Annotated in this window: 21 protein-coding genes; 4 read left to right on the top strand and 17 right to left on the bottom strand. The window is 64.3% G+C overall.

What is annotated here, in order from left to right; all coding sequences use genetic code 11:
* The first annotated feature begins 46 nt into the window (after window positions 1–46).
* Window positions 47–523 (top strand): MarR family winged helix-turn-helix transcriptional regulator, encoded by a 477-nt coding sequence (locus V6V88_RS21815; protein ID WP_280002623.1) that lies wholly within the window; start codon window positions 47–49, stop codon window positions 521–523.
* On the opposite strand, the gene V6V88_RS21810 is transcribed toward V6V88_RS21815, so the two are convergent.
* From V6V88_RS21810 to V6V88_RS21785, 6 genes are all read right to left on the bottom strand, one after another.
* On the bottom strand, window positions 510–1,409 hold the full coding sequence (locus V6V88_RS21810; RefSeq protein ID WP_280002534.1) for a DMT family transporter: 900 nt from the start codon (window positions 1,407–1,409) through the stop codon (window positions 510–512). The two genes, V6V88_RS21815 and V6V88_RS21810, sit on opposite strands and share 14 nt — an antisense overlap.
* 73 nt (window positions 1,410–1,482) lie before the next feature.
* A complete protein-coding gene (locus tag V6V88_RS21805) occupies window positions 1,483–2,289 on the bottom strand; it encodes an AraC family transcriptional regulator (RefSeq protein WP_280002533.1) in 807 nt (268 codons plus the stop codon).
* A 73-nt stretch (window positions 2,290–2,362) separates the two neighbouring features.
* A complete protein-coding gene (locus V6V88_RS21800) occupies window positions 2,363–2,854 on the bottom strand; it encodes a hypothetical protein (RefSeq protein WP_062839694.1) in 492 nt (163 codons plus the stop codon).
* Window positions 2,851–3,399: a hypothetical protein gene (locus V6V88_RS21795; RefSeq protein WP_280002531.1), complete on the bottom strand. Its 549-nt coding sequence runs from the start codon at window positions 3,397–3,399 to the stop codon at window positions 2,851–2,853. Before V6V88_RS21795 ends, V6V88_RS21800 begins: the two co-directional genes overlap by 4 nt.
* A gap of 122 nt (window positions 3,400–3,521) precedes the next feature.
* On the bottom strand, window positions 3,522–6,260 hold the full coding sequence (locus tag V6V88_RS21790) for a cation-transporting P-type ATPase (protein ID WP_338616305.1): 2,739 nt from the start codon (window positions 6,258–6,260) through the stop codon (window positions 3,522–3,524).
* Window positions 6,261–6,365: 105 nt separating this feature from the next.
* The gene (locus tag V6V88_RS21785) at window positions 6,366–7,334 is read right to left on the bottom strand and encodes a LysR substrate-binding domain-containing protein (protein WP_280002529.1); all 969 of its coding nucleotides are present in this window, start codon (window positions 7,332–7,334) and stop codon (window positions 6,366–6,368) included.
* A gap of 106 nt (window positions 7,335–7,440) precedes the next feature.
* On the opposite strand from V6V88_RS21785, the gene V6V88_RS21780 reads away from it, so the two are divergent.
* The gene (locus tag V6V88_RS21780) at window positions 7,441–9,738 is read left to right on the top strand and encodes an NADP-dependent malic enzyme (RefSeq protein ID WP_280002527.1); all 2,298 of its coding nucleotides are present in this window, start codon (window positions 7,441–7,443) and stop codon (window positions 9,736–9,738) included.
* A gap of 98 nt (window positions 9,739–9,836) precedes the next feature.
* On the opposite strand, the gene V6V88_RS21775 is transcribed toward V6V88_RS21780, so the two are convergent.
* The 3 genes from V6V88_RS21775 to V6V88_RS21765 form a co-directional block, all read right to left on the bottom strand.
* A complete protein-coding gene (locus V6V88_RS21775) occupies window positions 9,837–10,217 on the bottom strand; it encodes a hypothetical protein (protein ID WP_338616301.1) in 381 nt (126 codons plus the stop codon).
* A 137-nt stretch (window positions 10,218–10,354) separates the two neighbouring features.
* Entirely contained in the window at window positions 10,355–10,720 is a 366-nt protein-coding gene (locus V6V88_RS21770; protein WP_062839690.1) for a DUF4148 domain-containing protein, read from the bottom strand.
* A gap of 375 nt (window positions 10,721–11,095) precedes the next feature.
* Window positions 11,096–11,311: a SlyX family protein gene (locus V6V88_RS21765; protein ID WP_056326323.1), complete on the bottom strand. Its 216-nt coding sequence runs from the start codon at window positions 11,309–11,311 to the stop codon at window positions 11,096–11,098.
* Window positions 11,312–11,409: 98 nt separating this feature from the next.
* Between V6V88_RS21765 and V6V88_RS21760 the strand changes: the two genes are divergently transcribed.
* On the top strand, window positions 11,410–13,476 hold the full coding sequence (locus V6V88_RS21760) for a TonB-dependent receptor (protein ID WP_338619682.1): 2,067 nt from the start codon (window positions 11,410–11,412) through the stop codon (window positions 13,474–13,476).
* 5 nt (window positions 13,477–13,481) lie between these two features.
* Here the strand turns inward: V6V88_RS21760 and V6V88_RS21755 are convergent, their stop codons facing one another.
* The 5 genes from V6V88_RS21755 to V6V88_RS21735 all read right to left on the bottom strand — a co-directional run bounded on the left by V6V88_RS21755 (window position 13,482) and on the right by V6V88_RS21735 (window position 18,350).
* On the bottom strand, window positions 13,482–13,739 hold the full coding sequence (locus V6V88_RS21755) for a PAAR domain-containing protein (RefSeq protein WP_338616298.1): 258 nt from the start codon (window positions 13,737–13,739) through the stop codon (window positions 13,482–13,484).
* Window positions 13,721–14,707, bottom strand: a complete 987-nt coding sequence (locus V6V88_RS21750) for a hypothetical protein (protein WP_280004181.1) — start codon at window positions 14,705–14,707, stop codon at window positions 13,721–13,723. Before V6V88_RS21750 ends, V6V88_RS21755 begins: the two co-directional genes overlap by 19 nt.
* A 189-nt stretch (window positions 14,708–14,896) precedes the next feature.
* Entirely contained in the window at window positions 14,897–15,874 is a 978-nt protein-coding gene (locus tag V6V88_RS21745; protein WP_280004179.1) for a hypothetical protein, read from the bottom strand.
* 124 nt (window positions 15,875–15,998) lie between these two features.
* Window positions 15,999–16,940, bottom strand: coding sequence for a hypothetical protein (locus tag V6V88_RS21740; RefSeq protein ID WP_280004177.1), 942 nt, complete (start codon window positions 16,938–16,940; stop codon window positions 15,999–16,001).
* Window positions 16,941–17,258: 318 nt separating this feature from the next.
* Window positions 17,259–18,350: a DUF6708 domain-containing protein gene (locus V6V88_RS21735; RefSeq protein ID WP_280004175.1), complete on the bottom strand. Its 1,092-nt coding sequence runs from the start codon at window positions 18,348–18,350 to the stop codon at window positions 17,259–17,261.
* A gap of 230 nt (window positions 18,351–18,580) precedes the next feature.
* On the opposite strand from V6V88_RS21735, the gene V6V88_RS21730 reads away from it, so the two are divergent.
* Window positions 18,581–18,853, top strand: coding sequence for a hypothetical protein (locus tag V6V88_RS21730; RefSeq protein WP_338616294.1), 273 nt, complete (start codon window positions 18,581–18,583; stop codon window positions 18,851–18,853).
* 5 nt (window positions 18,854–18,858) lie between these two features.
* On the opposite strand, the gene V6V88_RS21725 is transcribed toward V6V88_RS21730, so the two are convergent.
* The 3 genes from V6V88_RS21725 to V6V88_RS21715 all read right to left on the bottom strand — a co-directional run bounded on the left by V6V88_RS21725 (window position 18,859) and on the right by V6V88_RS21715 (window position 20,453).
* Window positions 18,859–19,116, bottom strand: a complete 258-nt coding sequence (locus tag V6V88_RS21725) for a PAAR domain-containing protein (protein ID WP_152382378.1) — start codon at window positions 19,114–19,116, stop codon at window positions 18,859–18,861.
* A 201-nt stretch (window positions 19,117–19,317) separates the two neighbouring features.
* The gene (locus V6V88_RS21720; protein ID WP_280002741.1) at window positions 19,318–20,295 is read right to left on the bottom strand and encodes a hypothetical protein; all 978 of its coding nucleotides are present in this window, start codon (window positions 20,293–20,295) and stop codon (window positions 19,318–19,320) included.
* A complete protein-coding gene (locus V6V88_RS21715) occupies window positions 20,295–20,453 on the bottom strand; it encodes a hypothetical protein (RefSeq protein ID WP_338616291.1) in 159 nt (52 codons plus the stop codon). The genes V6V88_RS21720 and V6V88_RS21715 overlap by 1 nt, the downstream gene beginning before the upstream one ends.
* Window positions 20,454–20,502 lie beyond the last annotated feature (49 nt).

Raw genomic sequence — 20,502 nt, 5'->3', positions numbered from 1 at the left:
CGTTAGCGTTATGTCCTTGCCCGCACACTTTCCTTCGCCCCTCGCCATGTCCGACGCCCCGCTCCCCGGCCCCGCAGTTCCTCCGGATCCGCTCATCTGCAACGGCGCAGCGTTGCGCAAGGCGACGCGCCGCGTGTCCCAGTTGTACGACACGGTGCTGGCGCCCTGCGGGCTGAAGGTGTCGCAGCATTCGATCCTGGTGCACATCGCGCGCGCAGGTTCGCCCTCGATGACGGATCTGGCCCACGCAATGGTGCTGGACCGGTCCGCGCTGGCCCACAACCTCAAGCCCCTGCAGCGCGACGGCTACGTGCGCCTGATGCGCGACCCGCTGGACGGCCGCAGCCGCCGGGTCGAACTGACCGAGACCGGCCGCGCCAAGCTGGCCGAATCGCGCCGCCTGTGGAAAGACGCGCAGAACCGTTTCGAGGCCGCCTACGGCGCCGAGCGCGCCGCGGCGCTGCGGCATGCGCTGGCCGACATCTTTTCCGACGAGTTCGCGCTGGCCTTCAGCCGGGGGTAGCAGCCGCCCGCCGCGTGCCGCCCAGCATCACGACCGCGCCCAGCACGCAGCCCATGCCGGCGATCTGCGCGGCCGACAGCGGCTCTTTCAGCACGCCGGCGGCCAGCAGCACGGCGGATACCGGCGCCAGCGCGGTGAACAGCGCCGCTTCCGAGCCGGGCACGCGCGCCGCCCCGGCATACCAGAGCAGAAAGCCCCCAACCGTGGGCACAAGCGCGTAGTACGCCACCGCCGCCACCGCGTCCTGCGAAAATGTCAGCGTCCAGGGCGCCTCCGCAAGGCTGGCCGCGGCCGAGAATACGAGACCAAACGCCGCCATCAGCGTCGACAGCGCCAGCGGCGCAACGGGCGTGCGCAGCCGCTTGTTCAACAGGATGAAGAGCCCCTCGCAGGCCACGGCGCCCAGGATCAGCGCATTGCCCGCCAGCGATCCTGCCTTGCCGGGTCCGGCCGCATGGCCCGACATCAGCCACACGCCGAATGCCGCCAGGCCGATCGCCGCCAAGGCCGCTTTGCCCGGCCGTTCGCCCAGGAGCAGCACGGCAATCGCGGCGGTGACAAGCGGCAGCGTCCCCAGGATGACCCCGCCGTCCACCGCCGATGTGCGCTGCAATCCCGCGATGAGCAGCGTCGTGTACCCCACGCTGCCCGCCACGGCCTGCACGGTCAGCAGCAGCCAGTCGCGGCGGTCCAGCCGGGGCATGCGCGCGCCCGACGCGGCCATCAGCAGCGCGAAGCACGGCAGCGCGATGGCAAAGCGCAGCGCGGTCGCGGTGAAGGGCGGCAGGCCAGCGCCAATGATCTTGCTGGCGGTCACGGTGCTGCCCACCAGCACCATGGCCCCCGCCAGATAGAGATACCCGAGCCGTTGCTTGCCGATCGCCATCGCGCGCCTCCCCCTGTGGAAAAGAGCAGCGTAAGCGGGCGGGAGGGCGTCGGTCTTGAACGAAATTGCAGGGTCAGGCTGCCGCCAAGGCATACCGGCGCGGCGACACGCCATAGGCGCGGGCGAAGGTGCGCGTCATGTGGCTCTGGTCGGCAAACCCGCCCAGCGCGGCCGCGTCGGCCAGGGCCACGCCCTGCCGGATCAGGCGGCGCACCAGCAGCAGGCGGCGCTGCGTCTGGTAGGCATGCGGGGTCAGTCCCGTCGCGCGCGTGAAGGCGCGCAGCACCTGGTAGCGTGAGAGCCCCGCGACGCCAGCCAGGTCGGCCAGCGACAGGGCGGCGGCCGGATCGTCGTCGATCAGCGACAGCGCATGGCGCAAGGTCGCGGGCACGCCTTCCCGGCCGGACGCAGACACGGGCGCCCCGCGCGGCCCGCCGGCCTGCGCCAGCACGCGCAGCAGCAGCGCCTCGCACGCCAGCGCCGGCGCGCCGGAAGTCCCCAGCGCATACAGCGCCAGGACCGCGCGCGCGAGCGCCGGCTGTTCGCGGGCGGGGTGCTCGAATTCGTAGCGCGATGCGCCCGCGATCTCCCGGCTGCAGGCGTGGACCACGTCGGGGTCCAGATACAGCATCTGCCAGGCGCGCGCCCCGCCGCCCAGGGGCGCGCCATCGTGCACCTCGCCCGGATTGACCGTGATGACGTAGCCAGGTCCTGCTTCGACCTGGCCGCGCCCGCTGTGCGACACCTGCGCGCCCGCGCGCATCACACCGATGCCGAACTGCTCGTGCGTGTGGCGCGCAAACGCGTGCCCGCTGCAGGCGGAAACGGCCTGCACGCCGGCGATGGCGCTGCGTTGCATGAGGAATTGGCCTGCGGGCATGGGCGAACGGGGCGGCGACAACGCGGGAGATTCCGGCCAGTATCGCCCGCGGCTTGCGCCGCGATCAAGCGGGCTATTGCAGCCCGTTCCAGCGCGCCACCGAGGGCTCGGCAGCGGCCCACTTCCATTGGCCGTCCGGGCGCTGGCAGATCGTGCTGGCGTAGGCCGGGGCGGCGCCTTCGACCTCGACCGTGAACAGCACCTCGCGGCAATGCGCCAGCGGCGTCTTGATGTCGCGCACTGCCTGGATGCTGCCGCGCTCGTTGCCCACCGGCAGCGTGCGCTTGACCTGCCATTGCCGGACTTCGCCCAGGGGCAGCGCGCCCACCGCGTTGGCCATCACGTTCTGCTGGTCGTTCTTCCACTCGCGCAATACGTACTTCACCGTGGCGTCGACCGCGGCCTGCACCGAAACGCCGATGGCGAAGCCGGCGACGGGATTGGCCGTGGCCGCGCCGCTCAGCGTGCCGACCACCGCGCCCGTGGCCGGACCGATGGACGAACTCTGGCATCCCGCGAGCGCGAGGCTGGCGGCCAGCGCCAGCATCCCAAGCGCGCGCGTCACTGGAGCGAACCCCAGCGGGCGGTCGCCGGTTCGGCGCTGGCCCAGCGCCAGTGTTCACCGTCGCGGCAGACGGTCGTGACGTAGAACTCGCGCTCGGGATCGGCGCCAGGCTTGTCGGCGGGGGTGTCCACCGAGAACACCACTTCCTTGCATTGGAGATCGCCGCCGCCGATCAGCCGGCTGACGGTGACCTGGCCCCGCGCGTCGTCTTCGATGGGCAGCTTGTGCTTGACGTTCCAACTGGCGACCTTGCCCACCGCGAGCTGGCCGGCGGCCTTGGCGATGGCGTCCTGTTCTTCGCCGCGGGTCTGGCGCTGCGCATAGGCCAGCGCGGCCTTGGCGCCGGCCTGCACGCCCAGGCCGATGCCAGTGGCGACGGTGGCGTTGTCCGTGACTTTATTGGCGATGGCCGTGCCGGCGATACCTGCCGCGGCGCCCGTGCCTTCGCCCAGCATCGAGCTGCAGCCGGAAAGCGCGGTCAGCGCGGCGATGCCCACGGCGGTAAGCGCGCGGCGGCTCGCAAGGATTGGCGAGATGGTGAACACGCTGCGTGCCCTCCTGCGTGAAACTTGGCGGGCGCAAGTATAGGAGCGCACGCGGCCTTGCGGCCGCGGGCTTTACATTTGTTGGCATTTTTGTGGGCGGGCGCCTTACCCCGCCGGACGCTTCACGCCGCCGTTCGCTGCGCCGGCGCCACGCGGTCGCGCCGCGCCCGCCACATGCGCAGCACCAGCTTCTCGGCCTCGACCACGCAGAACAGGATGCCGGCGGCCACCAGCGTCAGCGTCCAGTACTCCGGCGGCAGCGGCACGGTGCCAAAGACGCGGTTCATCACGGGCAGGTAGATCAGCGCGCCTTGCAGCACGCCCAGCATGATCGTCACCAGCCACAGCGCCTTGTTGCGGAACATGCTGGGCGTAAGCGGAAAGCGGTCCTGCAGACGGCAGTTGAACAGGTAGGTCCATTGCGCCGTCACCAGCGTCTGCAGGATGACCGTGCGGATGAAGTCCGGATCGCGGCCGGCGGCGATCAGGCTCTTTTCAATGACGAAGGCCGATGCCATGAAAAGCAGCCCCACGAAGGCGATGCGCCAGATCGCGAAGGCGTCCAGGATGGATTTGGCCGGATCGCGCGGCGCGCGCTGCATCACCCCGGGCTCGGCCGGTTCGAACGCCAGGCCGAAGGCCAGCGTGATGGAGGTGGCCATGTTCATCCACAGGATCTGCAGCGGCGTCAGCGGCGCCTGCGCGCCCGCCAGCAGCGCCGCGATGACGAGCAGCCCTTGCCCCAGATTGGTCGGCAGGATGAAGAGGATCGTCTTTCTCAGGTTGTCGTAGACGCGGCGTCCTTCGCGCACCGCGTAGGCAATCGAGGCGAAGTTGTCGTCCGCCAGCACCATGTCGGCGGCTTCCTTGGTGACCTCGGTGCCCTTGATGCCCATGGCCACGCCCACGTCCGCCTGCTTGAGCGCGGGCGCGTCGTTGACGCCGTCGCCCGTCATGCCGACCACTTCGCCCATCGCCTGCAACGCGCGCACCAGGCGCAGCTTGTGCTCGGGACTGGTGCGGGCAAAGATGTCGTGGTCGCGCGCCAGCGCAGCCAGCGCTTCGTCGCTGGTCTGCTCCAGCTGCGCGCCGGTCACCGCCTCGCTGACGTGCGTCATGCCCAGCATCGTCCCGATGGCCAGCGCGGTTTCGGGATGGTCGCCGGTGATCATCTTCACGCGGATGCCTGCCTGGTTGCACTGCGCGATGGCCTCGATGGCTTCGGGCCGGGGCGGATCCATGATGCCGGCCACGCCCAGCAGTATCAGGCCGGTCTGGAAATGCGAATGGTTCAGCGCCGTGGCGCCGGCGGCGCCGGGCTTATAGGCGGCGGCCAACGTGCGCAGGCCATCGTGTGCAAAGGCCTGCAGCCCGCTTTCCCAGTAGTCCAGCCGCAACGGCTGCGGTCCGTCTTCGCCCTGTTCCTGCGCGCACAGCTGAAACAGCACGTCGGGCGCGCCGGTGACGTAGATCACGTTCTGGCCGTGGTCGTCGCACCGGCGCGCCATGTATTTGTAGCCCGAGTCGAAGGGCACCTTGCCATGCTTGGCCACGCCATCCAGGCCCTGGCCTGCCTTGGCGGCCAGAACCATCATGGCGCCTTCGGTGGGGCCGCCCACGATGCGCCACTGCCCGTCGGCGTCTTCGTGCAGCTGGCTGTCGTTGCAGATGGCCGCCGCGCGCACGAAGCGCGTCAGCGCGTCCTCCTGGCTCCAGTCCACCGGCATGCCGTCGGACTCGCGGGTGACCTCGCCGACCGGGCGGTAGTTGTCGCCCGACACGCGATAGACGCCCTGCGCCAGCAGCACATTCTTGGCGGTCATCTCGTTCATGGTCAGCGTGCCGGTCTTGTCCGAGCAGATCACCGTCATCGCGCCCAGCGTTTCCACGGTGGGCAGCTTGCGGATGATGGCGCGATTGCGCGCCATGCGCTGCACGCCCAGCGACAGGATGATCGAGATGATGGCCGGTAGCCCTTCGGGCACCGAGGCCACCGCGATGCTGATCAGCGACAAAAGCAGGTCGGGCAGGGGCATGTCCAGCACGTAGCGACCCAGCACGAACAGCGCCGCCACCATCACCAGCACCACCTGGAAAATGCGCTTGCCCAGCAGCTGCATCTGCCGCAGCAGCGGTGTCTGCAACGTGCGCACGTTGCTCATCATCCGGTTGATGTGGCCGATCTCGGTGTCGCTGCCGGTGGCCACGACGATGCCGCGCGCGTTGCCCGCGCTGACGCTCGTGCCCGAGAAGCCCAGATTCAGGCGGTCGCCCAGCGGCGCCTCGCCGGGCAGCGGCGCATCGTGCTTCTCGACGACGGTGGACTCGCCGGTCAGCATCGATTCCTCGACGCGGAAGTTGTGGGTGTCAAAGAGCCGCACGTCGGCCGGAATCTTGTCGCCGGGCCGCAGGATCACGATGTCGCCCGGCACCAGGTCGCGGGCGTCGATCTCTTCCTTCTGGCCGTCGCGCACCACGCGGGCGTGGTTCGACAGCATGTTGCGGATGCCGTCCAGCGAGCGTTCGGCGCGGCTTTCCTGCACGTAGCCGATGACCGCGTTGATGACGGCCACGGCCAGGATGACGATCATGTCCAGCCAATGGGCCATCAGCGCCGTCACCACGGCCGCCGCCAGCAGGATGTAGATCAGCACGTCGTTGAAGTGGCCCAGAAAGCGCAGCCAGGCGCTGCGGCGGGCGGGCGGGGGCAGGGCATTCAGGCCGTGGGCTTCCTGCCTGCGCCGGATCTGGTCCTGCGTCAGGCCCGACGGGCTGGTCACCTGCGCGTCCAGCGTCTCGTCGACGGAGAGCTGGTGCCAGGGGCGAGGAGTTTGCGGAGCCTGCGTGTGCGCCTGCGTCATTGCGACGGCCTCCCGGGAGGACCGGCGCCGTGACCGGGCCGGGGGTCGGGGGCCGCACGCGTCAGTCCGCCGTCCATGATACGACGGCCAACTGCCCGTGGACGATCAGAGCGGCGGGCGGGCGCCCTTCAGATAGACCTCGCGCAAGGCGGCGGCGAAAAGGGCTTCGACGTTGCGCCGCAAGCCGTCGGACCGCGTGAAAAGCGAGATCGGCGGCAGCGTCCAATCGAACGAGTACGGCACGATGGCCGCGCCCGCGATGCGGACCAGTTCGTCGGCGATGTCGGCCGGCAGGATCGTGACGGCGCGGTCGCTGGCCACGATCATTTCGCCAATCAGTTTGGACGAGTCGCTTTGCACGGACGGCGGCGGGGGCGCCAGGCCGGCCCGCAGAAAGATGTCGGCCACCTGCTCGCGGATCGGGCTGCCCGGCGTGCCCAGGATCCAGTCCAGGTCGGCCAGCCGGTTCCATTCCAGGCGCGACCGGCCCAGACGCGCGGCCAGCCGACGGCTGGCGATCAGGCGCGGCTGCTGGTGATACAGGACCTCGAAGCCGATATGGGTAAGGTCCACCGAAGGCGTGGCCCAGCCCACCACCACGTCCAGCGTGTGGTCACGCAGTTGGCGCAGCAGGGCCGGCCCCTGGCCTTCGTGGATGGTGGCCGTTAGCTGGCGGCCCTGGGGCAACGTGCGGCCGATGGCCGCCGACAGCATCTGGCCCGACACGAAGGGGATGACGCCGATGTGCAGGTGGGCGGCGTGCCCGGCCGAGACTGTTTCCATTTCCTGCACCAGATGCCCCAGATCGTGCACCAGCCCGCGGGCGCGCGCCAGCACCACGGCGCCCATCGGCGTGGGCGTCATGCCCCGCACGGAACGGTCGAACAGCGGCACGCCGAACATGCTTTCCAGTTCGGCCAGTGCGTTGGTCACGGCGGGCTGGCTGGTCGCCATGTGTTCGGCCACCCGGGTCAGCGATCCGTGCTGCTCGATTTGCAGCAGCAGCATCAGATGGCGCATCTTCAGGCGCGAGGTCAGTTTCCGGAAAACGGCATCCGGGTCGAAGGCTGTCATAGACAAGGCATTAGGGAAACATAATGAGACGATATTAAATCCGAATGATCGCCTTATGTCTTAACGCCTAGAATTTTGCTCATTGAAGACAGCGAGGCCTAAGCCCATGAACAACCCCTCCGACCGCCAGGCAGCCCTGGACTATCACGAGTTCCCCACCCCGGGAAAGATCTCTGTCGTGGCGTCCAAGCCGCTCGTCAACCAGCGCGATCTGGCGCTGGCGTATTCGCCCGGCGTGGCGGCGGCCTGTGAGGAAATCGTGGCCGACCCGGCCAACGTGTACCGCTACACCGCCCGCGGCAATCTGGTGGGCGTCATCACCAACGGCACCGCGGTGCTGGGCCTGGGCAACATCGGCGCGCTGGCCTCCAAGCCCGTCATGGAAGGCAAGGCCGTGCTGTTCAAGAAGTTCGCCGGCCTGGATGTCTTTGACATCGAGATCAACGAAACCGACCCGGACAAGCTGGTCGAGATCATTGCCGGCCTGGAAGCCACCTTCGGCGGCATCAACCTCGAAGACATCAAGGCGCCGGAATGCTTCACCGTCGAGCGCAAGCTGCGCGAGCGCATGAAGATCCCGGTTTTTCACGATGACCAGCACGGCACCGCCATTACCGTGTCGGCGGCCTTCATCAACGGCCTGAAGGTCGTGGGCAAGGACATCAAGCAGGTCAAGGTGGTCACGTCCGGCGCGGGCGCCGCGGCACTGGCGTGCCTGGACCTGATGGTGGACCTGGGCCTGCCCCTGGAAAACATCTGGGTCACCGATATCGAAGGCGTGGTCTATGAAGGCCGCACCACGCTGATGGATCCGGACAAGGCGCGCTTTGCGCAAAAGACCGACGCCCGCAAGCTGGCCGAAGTGATCCAGGACGCCGACGTGTTCCTGGGCCTGTCGGCCGGCGGCGTGCTGAAACCGGAAATGGTGGCGGCCATGGGCCCGCGCCCGCTGATCCTGGCGCTGGCCAACCCCACGCCGGAAATCCTGCCGGAAGTGGCGCACGGCGTGCGCGACGACGTGGTGATGGCCACGGGCCGGTCGGACTACCCGAACCAGGTCAACAACGTGCTGTGCTTTCCGTACATCTTCCGCGGCGCGCTGGACGTGGGCGCCACGACCATCACGCGCGAGATGGAAATGGCGGCGGTGCATGCCATCGCCGACCTGGCCGAAGAAGAGCAGAACGAAGTCGTGGCCGCGGCCTACGGCACGTATGACATCTCGTTCGGCCCTGAATACCTGATCCCCAAGCCGTTCGATCCGCGCCTCATCGTGCGCATTGCGCCCGCCGTGGCCAAGGCCGCGATGGAAGGCGGCGTGGCCACGCGCCCGCTGGCCGACCTGGAAGCCTACGAGGAACAGCTGCAGCAGTTCGTGTATCACTCCGGCGCGTTCATGAAGCCGCTGTTCTCGGCCGCCAAGCGCATCGTGCGTTCGGGCGGTAAGGCGCGCATCGTCTTCACCGAAGGCGAAGACGAACGCGTGCTGCGCGCGGTGCAGGTCATCGTCGACGAAGGCCTGGCGCGTCCCATCCTGGTGGGCCGTCCCGCCGTGCTGCTCTCGCGCATCGAAAAATTCGGCCTGCGCCTGCGTCTGGGCGAGGACGTCGAAGTCACCAACCCCGAATACGACGAGCGCTTCCATCAGTACTGGACGACGTATTGGGAACTGATGAGCCGCCGCGGCATCACCAAGGAAATGGCGCGCGTGGAAATGCGCCGCCGCCTGACGCTGATCGGCGCGATGATGGTGCACCTGGGCGATGCCGACGGCATGGTCTGCGGCACGGTGGGCGCGTACCACGACCACCTGCGTTTTGTGGACGAAGTGATCGGCCGCCGCCCCGGCCACAACGTGTATGCCGCCATGAACATCCTGCTGCTCGACGAGCGCACGGTGGTGCTGGTGGACACGCACGTGAACGACGATCCCACGGCCGAGCAGATCGCCGAATTCACCATCATGGCCGCCCAGGAAATGGCGCGCATGAACCTGGCGCCGAAGGTCGCGCTGCTGTCGCGTTCGAACTTCGGCTCGGGCAGCTCGGCCTCCGGCGAAAAGATGCGCCGCGCGCTGGAACTGGTCCGCGAATCCGCGCCCGAACTGGAAATCGACGGCGAAATGCACGGCGACTGCGCGCTGGACGAGGCGCTGCGCATGCGCATCCTGCCGTCCTCCACGTTGAAAGGCGAAGCCAACCTGCTGGTGTGCCCGAACGTGGACTCGGGCAACATCGCCTACAACCTGCTCAAGACCGCCGCGGGCGGCAATGTGGCGGTGGGTCCGTTCCTGCTGGGCGCCAATGCCCCCGTGCACATCCTGACCAACAGCTCCACCGTGCGCCGCATCATCAACATGACGGCCATGACCGTGCTGGACGCCAACCGCGTCGAAGGCGCCTGATCGGCCTTCACCAGCCCGCGCGTCTTGCGCGGGCATGACAATGCGCGCCACCCCTTACGGGGCTGGCGCGCATTTTTCTTCGGGGGGCGCCGGGCGGCCTAGTTGGCGCTGGCCTTCCAGGTGCCGTCGGACTGCTTGCAGAACCAGAACTGCCACGTTTCCGTGGTGCTGGTCCGCGCAAAGTTGCCCACCAGGAAGCGGCAAACCCGGTCGTTGCCGGCGCGGGTGGTCTGCTTGGGAGTCAACTGCACCGTGATCGGCGCCGCACGCTTGGGCTGATGCGCGCTTTTCCATTCGGTGCTCTGGCCGTCGGCCGAGCTGTTCAGCGCTTGCGCCACGGCCTCGTGGAACGAGGCGCGGTCGGCCTTGGATATCTGGGTGATGAGGGCGTCGTTGAGCATGACGGGCGGGGCGGCAACCGCCACCGACGCCATGCCGCCGGACAGCAGCAACGCGGCAAGAACGCGGGGGTATATCAAGATGGGCTCCCTGGTGTGAACAGCCGGTTTGGCGGTAAGCGAGTCTGCATCATGAATCTGAGCCGATAGTACGCCAAAAAAAGGCCGCCCAACCGGGCGGCCAACATACAACAAGGGGAGGGTAAATCTGCGCCGCTTTAGTTGCCGCGATACACGCCCGCGAACGGCATGTCGTTCGGTTCCACGTTGGACACCTGGCCCGCGGCTTTCGCGGCAGCCAGTTCGGCCTGGACCTCGGCGCGGGTCTTGCCCGTGTGCGGCGTGCCGTAGACACCCTGGAAGGGCGTGTTGTTCGGTTCGGCGTTGGTGTTGATCCCGGCGGCCTTGGCGGCGGCCTTCGCGGCGGCCAGTTCGGCCTGCACCTGGGCACGGGTCGGACCTTCGTAGGGGGTGCCATAGACACCCTGGAAGGGCACGTTGTTGGGTTCGATGTTGGGCGAGGCGTAGGCGCCGGCACTCAATGCAGCCAGCGAAAACATCACGGCGGTAGCAAGGGTCTTCATGGTAAACCTCCGATTTCTAGAGCCTGGGAGCGAATCCGGCGGCCTTTCCGTCGTGGTTCGTTGCTGTTTCCCGATGGCTGAATCTTGCGCCGATCTAGAATGCGGATAAACCCGGATATCCGTAAAAGATAATTCCATCAATGGAAAATTCTGGCCGTATTTCAGGCTTTGATGCCGCTGATGGAACGTTTGGTCGTGAGATAGTCTCGGCGTCGCCGGCGCGCCCCGGCAGCTTCGACGAGCCGAGGCCACGGACCCGATGGCCTCGCGCAGCGGGCACGATATTCGCTGCGGGCGCGGGCGCCCCTATGGCGGATGCGCCAGCCAGGACCCTTGGGTAGGATGACCAGGCTGCAGCGCCTTCAGGCTTCGCAATCAGTAGTGCGGCGGCAGTTCGTCGCGCAGGCTGCGAAAAGGAGCTGCGCCCTCGGGCGCCTGCTGGCGCAGGTCGGCGACCTCGCGCATGAGCCGGTCGATCTGCTGTTGCTGGCGGACGATGATCTGGTTCAACTGCTCCAGAAGATCATCCGAGAAGCTGGCCTTGACCTCCAGGTCCAACAGCCGGCGTTCGATGTCTTGCGTATTTTCCATGGCGGGTATTAGAACCCATTCCCGCCCAGGCACAGGAGAGAAGTTTGGTACAGCGGCAATGGCGGGACAGCGGGACCTGGCGGTGGACGGCGGGCACAATACTGGCGCTTGCGCCGGCTGCCACCGCGCTGGCGCAGGCCGACACGCTGGCCCCGGTGGTGGTGACCGGCACACGGCTGGGCACCGAGGTGCTGGAGACGCCGGCTTCGGTCGACGTCGTCCAAGGCAGCGCCATGCGCTGGCAGCAGCCGGGCATCAACCTGTCTGAAGGGCTGGCAAGCGTGCCGGGCCTGCAGATCCAGAACCGCCAGAACTATGCGCAAGACCTGCAGATATCCAGCCGCGGCTTTGGCGCGCGCTCCACGTTTGGCGTGCGGGGCGTGCGCCTCTACGTGGACGGCATTCCCGCAACGATGCCGGATGGCCAGGGGCAGACCTCCAATATCGACATCGGCTCCATCGACCGCGTCGAGGTGCTGCGCGGCCCGTTCTCGGCGCTGTACGGCAACTCTTCCGGCGGCGTCATCCAGGTCTTCACGCAGGACGGCGCCGACCCGCCCGAGATCACCGCCAGCGGCTGGGGCGGCAGCTATGGCACATGGCGCTATGGCGCGATGGCAAGCGGGGTGTCGGGCACGGGCGCCGGTCAACTGGACTATGTGCTGGACCTGTCGCGCTTCACCACCGACGGCTATCGCGACCACAGCGCCGCCCGCAAGAATCTGGGTAATGCAAAGCTCGGCCTGCAACTGAATGACGACAGCCGCCTGACGCTGGTCGTCAACAGCGTCGACCTGAAGGCGCAGGATCCGCTGGGCCTGACCTACCAGCAGTTCCAGGACGACCCGCGCAGCGCGCCGCTTGCCGAGCAATACAACACGCGCAAAACGGTAAAGCAGACGCAGGGCGGGCTGGTCTTCGACCACCAGGTCGACGGCCGCAACGCGCTGCGCGTGATGGTCTACTACGGCCAGCGCGACACGACGCAGTACCAGTCGATTCCACCCGCGGTGCAAATCCCGGCCACGCAAGCCGGCGGCGTCATCGACCTCAAACGCGAATACGGCGGCGCCGACGTGCGCTGGACGTCCGAGCTTGCCCTGGGCGGCCGGGCGCTGACCCTGATCGGCGGCTTTGCCTACGACGCCATGCAGGAAGACCGCAAGGGCTACCAGAACTTCACCGGCGCGGGCCCCAGCCGGCAACTCGGCGTGCAGGGCGCCCTGCGGCGCGACGAGACCAACCGCGTCTACAACGCCGACCCCTATGTCCAGGCGTCCTGGAACTTCGCGGACCGCTGGACGCTGGACGCCGGGCTGCGATACAGCACGGTCCGCTTCGATTCCGACGACCACTACATCACCCCCGGCAACGCCGACGACAGCGGCAGCGCGCGCTACCGCAAGGCCTTGCCCGTCGCCGCGCTGCGCTACGCCGTCAATGACGACGTCAGCGTCTACACCTCATATGGGCGCGGTTTCGAGACGCCGACGCTGAACGAAATCTCGTACCGGCCCGACGGCGACCCGGGCCTGAACTTCGGCTTGATGCCGTCGGTCAGCACCAACCTTGAAGCCGGCATCAAGGCGCGCATGGCAGGCGGCCTGCTGACGGCTGCAGTCTTTCATACCCGCACCGACGACGAGATCGTCTCCGCCGGCAGTTCAGGCGGCCGCACCAGTTACCAGAACGCCGGCCGCACACGCCGCGATGGCCTGGAACTGAGCTGGTCCGGAGAATTCGCGCAGCACTGGCGCACGCAAGTGGCCTACACGCTGCTCAACGCCCGATACGCCGACGACGGTTCGGGCAATATCCGCGCCGGCAACAAGATCCCGGGCATCGCACGCCAGGCGGCCTTCGCGTCCCTGGCCTGGGCGCCGCCGGAAGGCTGGCAAGCAGGCGTGGAAGGCCGCTACCTGTCCAAAATCTACGTCAACGATGCCAACAACGCGGACGCACCCGCCTACTTCGTGGCCGCTGCCAGCGTCGGCTACGTGAAGCAGGTGGGCCAATGGAAACTGAACGCCTACGCCCGCGTCGACAACCTGTTCGATCGCGACTACGCTGGATCGGTGATCGTCAACGAAGCGAACGGACGCTACTACGAACCGGCGCCCGGCCGGAATGCCTGCGTTGGGGTGGGGGCGACTTATCGGTTTTGATGCCCTCAGTCCACCAGCCACGCCGATTCTCCCTCGACCAATACACCACCATGGCTCGTGGCGTCGCCCAGCCGGGCGATGGCCCGTCCCTCCAGCGTGGCAGTGGACGATCCCGTCACGATCACTGCCCCGCAGCTGATCTTGTCCCCGACCCGCGCGATGGGCCGGCCGTTGACGTGGGCTTGCTCGGCGCCGGTAATGACGGTGCCGCTGCCATGAGTGGGGCAGGCGTGGCGATGGCCGACTAAGACGATGGGTTGCATGGAGTTCCTTGCGAATTGACCAAGTCGAATCCTCGGCCGTTGAATCGGTGATACATGTGTTCATGGGCCTGCACGGGAGCCGTGTCGTAGCCGCTCAGATCGGCTCCTGTGGCACAAAGGCGTTCAACCTCGGCTGGCCACTGAGCGTCGGCAGCGCGCCGCAGCAGATAACGATCGATCAGCGGGCCACCCGCCAATAGGTACGCCGGCAGCACTACAAATTTTGCGATGAGGAATTCAATCAAACCGTCGTCTTTCAGCATGACGGGCGGTGTGAACCCGCTTGGCTGGGCGGAAACGCAATGCGGATCGGGCTGAATGGATGCAAGGCCTCCGGCCATGTAGCGACGAAGGAACTCGAGGCGGGTGAGGTTCGAGACGAGCGCTGACTCATCAGCCACATCGAAAGCGCCGGAGGTCATGGCGAGGCCGGAGGACTCCGTCTTGAACACGAGTCGAAGGGCGAACTTACCGTCTGCGGACGCGCTGAATTCGGTAAACGCGTGGACGTCTCGCCACAAAACCGTAGTTGCCTTGTTCTTTCCGTTGTAGATGTGAACGGCCTGAGCTTGGCGATTGAACCGGACGCAAGCAGGTGTAATTCTGCTTAGCGCGTATCCTAAAACGAGGCTGAACAGTCCAAAGGCGCCCATGTCCCAGTGCAGCACCAGCCCCTCTGCCACAGACCCGCCGCCTGATATCCAGTCGAACATAAGCCACACGAACGCGCTCGTCGTGAAAATGAATGCGCCGGATACGAGATAGAGAACAAAAGCCAGCTTTCCGACGAAGATCCGGCTCTCTATGTATCGCTCGTTAAACAGACTCCGATCTGAGAGATCGTCGGAAAAGCTTACCTGGCCAGGCCACATTGCGAGACGGATATCGGGTAGCGATTGCCAGTCTGATCGTGCCCGCAGGTTGGACAGCATTTCTTGAAAAGTGAGCAGAGCATTTTGGTTGGACATGAGCTAGTTCGCGTCGTAGTGGCGAATGGGTGCGCGTTCTTGGAACCGGACGCCCGCTGCGCAGGAGCGGTATCTGCGCTGCCGACATGAAGCAGACAGGACGATAGGTTGCATGAGTCCTTCCGGGATAGTTCCGATGCTGTTAGGTAATGCGCCGGATACATGGCGGAGGCAATCTATGTATGTCGTTCAGCCGAGCACGGTTCCGTTGATGTCGACCAGGTCGAAGCCCTGACCGTTGAATCGGTGGAATATGCTTTTGTTTGCTTGCACGGGCGTCGTGTCATAACCGCTCAGGTCGGCGTCATGGGCGCAGAGCTGTTCGACTTCGGCAGGCCACTGCAGATTCGAGGCACGGCGCAAAAGATATCGATCTATGAGCGGGCCGCCCGCCAGGTAGTAGCCGGGCAGGGCCACGAGTTTTGCAAACAGAACCGTGATCAGATGGTCGTCTTTAAGCGAGACAGCTTTTGAGAACCCGGTGGGTTTGTACGCGCTGCGCGCCGGATCTGGCTGTATGGAACCTAAGCCCTCGGCCATGTATCGGCGCAGAAATTCCAGGCGAAGGAGGTTGTCTGTTAAGGAGGAGTCGTCACCGAAATCGAATGCGCCGGGAGCCACAACCCAATCTGCGGTGCCGATGCGAAAGACGAGTTTGAGCGAAAACGACCCTTCGCCTGGTGGCCTGAACTTGGTAAAAGGATGAACCTCGCGCCATGCGGCGGTGATCGCCTTTCCAGGGCTCTGATATATGTGGACCAACTGGGCTTGCCGATTGAACCGAACACAAGCCGGCTCGGATCTGCCGAAAAAGTATGCCAATGCGACCATCAGGACAGCGAAGACAACCATTATCCCGTATTGGAAAGCGATGTCGCCCAAACTTTTCTTCGCAAGGACATCATGCGTAATGGCAATAGCCAGGACCGTTGATGTAGCGACGAACGCGCCACAAGTCCCGTATAGCGCAAATGCCATTTTCCCAACGAAGACGTGACTCTCCATGTAACGCTCGTTAAACATCGTCTTGTCAGACACATCGTCTACGAACGTGACGTGCTGCGGCGACATTGCAAGGCGGATATCGGGAAGTTTTTGCCAATCTGGTGCGGCTTTCAAAGTGGCCAGCATCTCATCGAAGCTGTGGGTCGGCTGCAATTCGGTCATTGGTGGGTCATCTCTGATGGCGGCTGTGCTTCCGTGAAAGCGCTAAGCGGAACAGAATCCGTTAGTGGCGATATGAGAAAGGCCGGCCGGCGGAAAATTGATTTTGGGGTGAGGTAACGAGTACTCAACCGATCACTTCGCCTTGTAGATTGACCAAGTCGAATCCGCGGCCATTGAAGCGGTGAAAGACGTCCCTGCTCGCATGCACGGGCGTGGCGTCATAACCGGTCACATCAGCGCCCGGCGAGCACAAGCGCTCCACCTCCTCCGGCCACTCGACGTTCGCCGTGCGACGGACTAGATGTCGATCGATCAAGGGGCCGCCGGCGAGGTAGTAGGCGGGCTTCACCAGCAGGATCGCGAAGACATAAGTGAGCAGCCCATCTTCCTTGAACGTGACTGCCTTGGAAAAGCCGCTGGGTCTGTAGGATGTACGTGCCGGATCGGGTTGTATCGCGCACAGGCCTTCGGCCATGTAGCGTCGCAGGAATTCGAGACGAGTGAGGTTGTCGACGAGCGCCGACTCGTCGCCGATGTCGAACGCACCAGAAGCCATCGTGAGGGCGGTCGGCCCCGTTTGAAACACGAGGTTGATTGCAAACTTGCCGTCTGCGGACGGACTGAATTCGGTGAAAGGATGCACGTCTCTCCATGCAACCGTTGCTGCGTTTTTCCGCCCCTTGTAAATGTGGACGACCTGAGCTTGGCGATTAAAGCGCACGCATATCGGCTCCAGCTTCAGAAGCGCAATCGCCAAAACGCCTGTGAACGCGGCGAAAGTCAGCAATATCCAGCTCTTGGAAAGAAAGCTATAGAGCGTGCTGCCCGCAGAATGGCTCAGCCATGCGTCATAGGCGAAGCACACGAGCGAGGCCAATGTGGCACCACACAATAGGTAGAGAACGAACGCTGCCTTTCCTGCAAATAGGCGACTTTCAATGTACTGTTCGTTGAATAACCGTTCGTCCGAGATGTCGTCGCAGAAGCTGACCTGCTGCGGCCACATGGCAACCCGTATGTCTGGAAGCGCCTGCCAATCCGGACGCGCCTTCAGGTTGGCCAGCATTTGTTGAAACGTGAGTAGGGGTTTTGGGTGCGGCATCAGTCTTTGCCCTCCAGTACGGCTAGCTTCCTGCGTTCACGCCGCGCTGAGACGCAACTAGTATCGCGCCACACGAAGTGCTGTCACCCTCGCGGGCAGGGGTCTTGCCGTTACTTTGGAAGCCGGCGCAACTAGCAATGATTGAAGTGGCACCGTGGAGGGGGCATTGAACGGCATCTCCATGCCCTGCCACGGGTGAGCCTCCTGCGGTAAAGCCGGTCGTCGCTGAGACCACCTTCCCGGCGTGTGTGGTGGAATCGCTCAACACAACAAATGGTTTGTTCATGGACGCGCCGTATGGGGATGAGGAGCGCTCGTCGGTGGGGGAACAGGGGGCCAGTCGGCTGCCACCGACAGGGGGGGGCACGGCTTTCCAGGCAGTCCCGCTTGGCGAATGATCTTGGGCCAGCGCGGCTCCCAGCACAGGAGCAGCGAAATCCAATGCCCTGCTGCATGAATCAACATGACGGGAGATAGCAACACCGACAGCCAAACGACTAGCCGCCGCTGGCCAGCTCGCCAGAGCGGCTTAAGGAAGCTCCAGGGGGCCGCGAGCGACAGCCAAGGCCAAGGCAGCTTGGTCAGCAGTCTGCGGGGGCGCGGTACGGAATCGGGGCCTTCCTCCATGTATCGCCGAATGAACTCCCAGAGATTGATCAAATCGCTGGTCCCATCGGCCGTCTTGCCCACAAACATGAGGTGGCTGTGAGGCAGTCCCGTCATGTCCTGCGTCCAGGCCAGCAAAAGCTGAGTGCCCGTGCCGGCGACCTCAGGCTTGCCCACCCCAGCTTCCGCCGAGACCTGTTCCCATGCGAGGATCGCAATTCCACCGGCGTATCGAGGGCGGTGCAGATACACCTGGCGAGTAATACGATTGAAGCGGATCAGCAGACGGCGTTGAACAAAGTTTTCGAGGCGTAACCAGCGCCACAGAAATTGGTAAGACCCAATACATGCCGCGACCGTCATCAAGGTTAAAAAGATCGTGAAAATGTAGAGCTCAACGGTCGCTGGACTACCGCTCATTACATTGACACCCCTGATGCAACTTGCCCACGAGAGTACCGTGGTGTAGACGAGTGTCCACATGAGATACATCCATGGCAGTGTTACTAGGGTGACGACTCCACGCTTCGTTTGAAGAGCCCCAGCCTGCACCTCAATATAAGTTCGGTTAAATGCCAATATTGACCCTTCAGCATCTGGTTGATCGCTGACTTTCTCATCAATGCCGATCTCCCGTACAAATTCTTTCCCGACATTGGCCTTATTCTCCTTTTCATCCGCTGTAGCTACCTTAACGGCATCCTCATACTCCCCACGTAATGTTGCCCTTGTCTGCATTGCCCAGGCCTGCGCTTCGATAAAATACATTCAGTTCACCGTCCTCAAAGCTTCATACAATTTCCGTAGTTCGGTCGCCTCGTCTACGAATGGCTTGGCAAAACTATCCTGCGAGCGCGAGCCGAAGCAGCAGTGGGCGCACCTCGTTGGCGAACGAGTACCGGCAGGGCGGCTCGAAGTAGTTGCCGTTCCGTGTTTAGAAGGATCCAACGGAGCAGCGGGCAGGAGGTCGATAGCGATATGGACGCGGAGATTCCGGTGTGATTGCGCGTCAGAGTGCGCAGCCTGAATTCTGGGAGCACAATTTCGGTATCGGTCAACCAGCCATCCAGGCCGATTTCGGGGCGACCGCGAGCAGCGGCTACATCAAGCGTCGCGGCGCGCAGAAACCGAACGCCTACGCCCGCGTCGACAACCTGTTCGATCGCGACTACGCGGGATCGGTGATCGTCAACGAAGCGAACGGACGCTACTACGAACCGGCGCCCGGCCGGAATGCCGGCGTTGGGGTGGGGGCGACTTATCGGTTTTGATGCCCTCAGTCCACCAGCCACGCCGATTCTCCCTCGACCAATACGCCACCATGGCTCGTGGTGTCGCCCAGCCGGGCGATGGCCCGTCCCTCCAGCGTGGCAGTGGACGACCCGGTCACGATCACTGCCCCACAGCTGATCTTGTCCCCGACCCGCGCGATGGGCCGGCCGTTGACGTGGGCTTGCGCGGCGCCGGTAATGACGGTGCCGCTGCCGTGAGTGGGGCAGGCGTGGCGATGGCCGACTAGGACGATGGGTTGCATGGGTGGTTCCTCGTATCGTGTGTTCAAAGCGCGGTAGAAATTCTGTGATGCGACTTCCGCGGAAGCAATGCCTCAAGCTGAGATAGGCTTCCGGCGCACAAGGTCGTTCGTCCGCGCCTGGCCATTGACCGTCGGCGGCGCACCGTCAGAAGACGTGGGCGCGAAGGACAGCGGCATGCAGCGCTAACGCTGGGGCGGTGCTCATCCAATTGCGTTCCCGTCGTTGCCGACGATTTCGATCCCTCGCCCATCGAATCGGTAAAAGTGGTGCTTGTGAGGTCGAACAGGTGTGGTGTCATAGCCGCTAAGATCCGCGTCCGGCGCACAGAGGCGCTCGACCTCGGCGGGCCATTGGAGAAGCGACGCGCGACGCAGGAGGTAGCGATCGATGAACGGACCGCCGGCCAAACAGTACGCGGGAAAGACGAAAAATTTCGCTAGGAGGAAACTGAGCACTCCATCTTCTTTCAGGGTGACAGATTTTGTGAATCCGCTTGGCTTGCAAGGGATGCGCTGAGGGTCGGGCTGCACGGCTGTTAGGCCCTCGGCCATGTAACGGCGCAAGAACTCAAGTCTTGTTAGGTTGTCGATCATTGCCGATTCGTCACCGATGTCGAATGCACCTGACGCCATCGCCAGATCGGCCGGCCCAGTCTGAAAGACTAGTCTGATAGCGAACTTTCCGTCTGCCGAAGTACTGAACTCGGTGAAGGGGTGCACATCCCGCCATGCAACCGTGGTCGCTTTGCTCGGGCCGTCATAGATGTGAACGACCTGAGCTTGACGGTTGAACCGAACGCAGGCGGGTTCCAGCTTCAGCAGGACGCCAGCTAGCCAACCTGTAAGGGCCGAAAGCAGCACGATTACCCAACTGTCAGCCAATGCCTCGTATGCCGTTCCGCCTTCGTCTAAAGTCCACCATACGAAGTAGAGGATGAATGCAGACGACGTCAAAAATGCTCCGCAAAGCAAATAAAGGACAAACGCCATTTTTCCCGCAAATACGCGGCTCTCCACGTAGCGTTCGTTGAACATTCGAGGGTCGGATAGGTCATCGGAAAAACTCACCTGGCCCGGCCACATTGCGAGACGGATATCGGGTAGTGATTGCCAGTCTGATCGTGCCCGCAGGTTGGACAGCATTTCTTGAAAAGTGAGCAAAGGATTGTGCGTATGCATTAGTGAGTTTTTTCGAGCATAAGGTCCGGCCTGGTAAAGCCATTCGGCCAATAGCGCACGACGGTGTTGCCGAGCAAATTATGGGCATCCAGGCGTATGTAGCCGTTGCCGTTCTTGAGAATCACTTTGTCTGGGCCGCTAAGCTGGATCTCCTTCATCAGACCGAACGCCGAGCCTGTCCGTATTTTTGTGGGCGAGGCGTTTTAA

The sequence above is a fragment of the Achromobacter sp. E1 genome (genome assembly GCF_037039475.1).
Lineage (GTDB): Bacteria > Pseudomonadota > Gammaproteobacteria > Burkholderiales > Burkholderiaceae_B > Achromobacter > Achromobacter mucicolens.
This window is presented reverse-complemented; position numbering and strand designations above follow the sequence as displayed.

Coding starts and splice junctions, on each gene's coding strand:
- V6V88_RS21735 (WP_280004175.1), bottom strand. CDS start 18,350: ATGTATTTTATCGAAGCGCAGGCCTGGGCAATGCAGACAAGGGCAACA.
- V6V88_RS21815 (WP_280002623.1), top strand. CDS start 47: ATGTCCGACGCCCCGCTCCCCGGCCCCGCAGTTCCTCCGGATCCGCTC.
- V6V88_RS21770 (WP_062839690.1), bottom strand. CDS start 10,720: ATGAAGACCCTTGCTACCGCCGTGATGTTTTCGCTGGCTGCATTGAGT.
- V6V88_RS21790 (WP_338616305.1), bottom strand. CDS start 6,260: ATGACGCAGGCGCACACGCAGGCTCCGCAAACTCCTCGCCCCTGGCAC.
- V6V88_RS21805 (WP_280002533.1), bottom strand. CDS start 2,289: ATGCCCGCAGGCCAATTCCTCATGCAACGCAGCGCCATCGCCGGCGTG.
- V6V88_RS21745 (WP_280004179.1), bottom strand. CDS start 15,874: ATGACCGAATTGCAGCCGACCCACAGCTTCGATGAGATGCTGGCCACT.
- V6V88_RS21725 (WP_152382378.1), bottom strand. CDS start 19,116: ATGCAACCCATCGTCCTAGTCGGCCATCGCCACGCCTGCCCCACTCAC.
- V6V88_RS21780 (WP_280002527.1), top strand. CDS start 7,441: ATGAACAACCCCTCCGACCGCCAGGCAGCCCTGGACTATCACGAGTTC.
- V6V88_RS21750 (WP_280004181.1), bottom strand. CDS start 14,707: ATGTCCAACCAAAATGCTCTGCTCACTTTTCAAGAAATGCTGTCCAAC.
- V6V88_RS21810 (WP_280002534.1), bottom strand. CDS start 1,409: ATGGCGATCGGCAAGCAACGGCTCGGGTATCTCTATCTGGCGGGGGCC.
- V6V88_RS21720 (WP_280002741.1), bottom strand. CDS start 20,295: ATGCATACGCACAATCCTTTGCTCACTTTTCAAGAAATGCTGTCCAAC.
- V6V88_RS21785 (WP_280002529.1), bottom strand. CDS start 7,334: ATGACAGCCTTCGACCCGGATGCCGTTTTCCGGAAACTGACCTCGCGC.
- V6V88_RS21765 (WP_056326323.1), bottom strand. CDS start 11,311: ATGGAAAATACGCAAGACATCGAACGCCGGCTGTTGGACCTGGAGGTC.
- V6V88_RS21755 (WP_338616298.1), bottom strand. CDS start 13,739: ATGCAACCCATCGTCTTAGTCGGCCATCGCCACGCCTGCCCCACTCAT.
- V6V88_RS21715 (WP_338616291.1), bottom strand. CDS start 20,453: ATGAAGGAGATCCAGCTTAGCGGCCCAGACAAAGTGATTCTCAAGAAC.
- V6V88_RS21740 (WP_280004177.1), bottom strand. CDS start 16,940: ATGCTGGCCAACCTGAAGGCGCGTCCGGATTGGCAGGCGCTTCCAGAC.